Here is a 2748-nt window from a genome sequence, read left to right on the forward strand (position 1 = left end):
TCACCTTGCCCAAGCCCATGACGTCGAACGCCAAGGCGGAGGGCCGGTTCGGCAAACAGGACTTCGCCTACCTGCCTGATGAGGACGTCTACCGCCGCCCATCCGGCCAGCTGCTGCCCTATCACTACACCAACGTCGCGCACGGAATGACGCTGCGCCGTTACTGGTCGACAGCGGCGTGCCAAGGCTGCGCGATCAAGAGCCAATGTACGCCGTCCAAGGAGCGCCGCATCGCGCGCTGGGAGCATGAGCATGTGGTCGAGGAGGTCCAGAGACGGCTCGATTCCGATCCCGAGGCCATGCGGACGCGGCGCGAGACGGTTGAGCATCCGTTCGGCACGATCAAAGCCCGTATGGGTGCAACGCACTTCCTGATGAAGCGCCTACGGAATGTCGCCGCTGAGATGGCGCTGCATGTTCTCGCTTATAACCTCACACGGGTGATGAACATCGTCGGCAAACCGCGCCTGATTGCAGCCATCCGCGCCGCCTGAAGGCCGGAAAGTGCCTCAAAGAGCGCAATACCGCGTCGCGATACCTACTTTGGCCGGGCATTGGATGATCAGACGTGAGAACATCGGCCGCCTGCAATGATTGGCGACCACGGTCGCGTACCGACCCATCTGTTTGCACACAACCAACACCCCGAGCGGTCATCGAGCGCAGCGGAGCGCTGCGATCCGAAACACCCCAAATCGATCAGCCATGACATGGCGCGGGCGCTCCAGCCGCGAATGACGTAGGGGATGGAAGGGGATTCACCCCTCCGATACTTGGCGTGGCGCGCTTTCTCCTTGATCTCGGCCCATTCCGGCACCTCGCCCCGCCGGGCGAATGAAACCTGCATTGATCGCTTGCGGCACCATCGCGTCGTCGCCAAGCGCGATGGCTTCGAGATAGATGCGAATGCGATCACCGAACGAGACGAACGGCGAAGCGAGGCCCGAAACCCAATAGCTCACCGACATCGTATCCGGTGGACCGCCGGAAACCCGGCCGCTGCGATCGATGGTCTGCCCGGGTGCGACGTACTGGCCGCGCTCGTTCATCGCCGCCTTGTGGCTGTCCACCGCAATGCGGACATTCGAGATAGGTCTCGCGCGCCGGCCTCATCGGCGATCTCGCGCGCCCTGGCGTCGCGGACCCGACTGTCAGCGGCAGATTTCTGCGCCGCGTCATTCCGAAAGCGGATGTAACCTTGCACGACGACAACGCTTAACCAGACCGCCGCCAGGGCGCTAAAATTTTTCGTCACCCTCTTGAAACTTTTTTGCTCGTTGCAGATTTTTTGGGTCGCCGCAGTCATGACGGCCGGGGCGCCTTCGGGGCCCCGAAATCAAGGCGGGCGCCGGAAGGTGTCCGGTGCCAGCTCGTACCCAACTTGCTCTTTGGAGGATTTGGCTATGAGGTATGATTGGACTCCTCTGTGGAGGTCGACCATTGGCTTCGACCGCCTGTTTGACGTTCTCGATGAGGTCCAGCGGACCGCCGAAGAGACCTATCCCCCCTATAACATCGAGCGGCTCGACGAGAACCGCTTCCAAATCTCGGTGGCGCTCGCCGGATTCTCACCGGACGAAGTGGCCCTTACGGCGGCGCAGAATGTCCTGACGTTGGAAGGTCATAAGGCCGAGAAGGACGAGAAGACCTTTGTGCATCGCGGAATGTCGACCCGCCCCTTCAAGCGGCAGTTCACCCTGGCTGACCACGTCGAGGTCAAGGGCGCGCACTTCGAGAATGGTCTGTTGGTCATCGAGCTTCAACGCGAGATTCCCGAGGCTATGAAGCCGCGGCGCATCGCCATCGCGGGCGCAAGCGCCGGGCAAGTCAAGCAGATCGAGGGCAAGGCCGCCTGACGACCCCGCGGCTTGGTTCCGATCGCCGCCGCGCGGGTTCTCCCGCGCGGCCACCTTAAATGCGTCTTGATGGGAGGTTAGCCATGCGGAGGACGCCCGCACACGACAACGTCTTCGATTTCAATGCTCTTCTTCACCCCGGCACGGTGTTCTCGCATCCGCGCGACGTCGTCGCTGACCCGAATTTGAGTCTGGCCGAGAAGCGCGCCGTCCTCGCGTCATGGGCCTCTGATGCCTCGGCGATCGCGTCCTGTCCAGCGTTAGGCGCGCCGGACGGACTAAAGGCGCCTGTTCATATCTACGAAATTCTGGAAGCGCTACGCGCGCTGGACGGAAACGGTCCGCGCAACCCGCCGGCCGGCAAGCCAATGCGTCTGCGCTCGGCCGAGCGTCGCGCGGCGGAGTGAGCGAGGATCCGCAAATGATTCCATGATTCCAGGTCGCTTCCCGCGCGCAATTCCGCGATACATGCCTGCACCGCGCCGCTTGATTTCCGCATACGGGTTTTCTTTGCAGTTTTTGAAATGGCGCAAACGAGCTGTAGCAACGTCCGTTCGTGGCCCATCAGCGACGTGGCGAGACGCCTCATTGAGGTCTGCTCCCTGAGGCAAGGCGGTCCAAATTTGCTCACCTTGAGTTCTCATCTTGACCCAATGTATGGTCCGGCCGCGCGTTGCAAGCGGTTGCGTCAACCTGGCAGATGCGGTCTTGCAGCAATGTATCCGGCCTCTGCTTGGAGCGTGCTGGGCTCCGGGCCATCATGGATATCAGCGCGCATGCGAGCTGATTAGCGGAGCGGCCTCGAGCGGGCCATTCGGGTCACCAGTGTTCGCATGCGCCGGGAAGACCGATCCTCCATGGTCGTCTCATCCTCTCGCAGACCTCGGCGGGT

At 62.1% G+C, this 2748-nt stretch carries 4 protein-coding genes; 3 read left to right on the forward strand and 1 reads right to left on the reverse strand.

The annotated features are described in order from the left end of the window. On the forward strand, positions 1-494 hold a 494-nt coding region (locus YY7_RS0149670), incomplete at its 5' end, for a transposase (protein ID WP_028169404.1). A 264-nt stretch (positions 495-758) separates the two neighbouring features. Here the strand turns inward: YY7_RS0149670 and YY7_RS0149675 are convergent. Continuing rightward, a complete protein-coding gene (locus tag YY7_RS0149675; protein WP_028169405.1) occupies positions 759-1049 on the reverse strand; it encodes a hypothetical protein in 291 nt (96 codons plus the stop codon). Positions 1050-1403: 354 nt separating this feature from the next. Here YY7_RS0149675 and YY7_RS0149685 point away from each other — a divergent pair, with 354 nt between their 5' ends. Next, a complete protein-coding gene (locus YY7_RS0149685; protein ID WP_028169407.1) occupies positions 1404-1856 on the forward strand; it encodes an Hsp20 family protein in 453 nt (150 codons plus the stop codon). An 83-nt stretch (positions 1857-1939) separates the two neighbouring features. Further along, a complete protein-coding gene (locus tag YY7_RS0149690) occupies positions 1940-2263 on the forward strand; it encodes a hypothetical protein (RefSeq protein ID WP_028169408.1) in 324 nt (107 codons plus the stop codon). The last annotated feature ends 485 nt before the right edge of the window (positions 2264-2748 follow it).

Origin of the sequence: Bradyrhizobium elkanii WSM2783, assembly GCF_000472865.1 — a bacterium.
Taxonomy (GTDB): Bacteria; Pseudomonadota; Alphaproteobacteria; order Rhizobiales; family Xanthobacteraceae; genus Bradyrhizobium; species Bradyrhizobium elkanii_A.

Coding starts and splice junctions, on each gene's coding strand:
- YY7_RS0149675 (WP_028169405.1), bottom strand. CDS start 1,049: ATGAACGAGCGCGGCCAGTACGTCGCACCCGGGCAGACCATCGATCGC.
- YY7_RS0149685 (WP_028169407.1), top strand. CDS start 1,404: ATGAGGTATGATTGGACTCCTCTGTGGAGGTCGACCATTGGCTTCGAC.
- YY7_RS0149690 (WP_028169408.1), top strand. CDS start 1,940: ATGCGGAGGACGCCCGCACACGACAACGTCTTCGATTTCAATGCTCTT.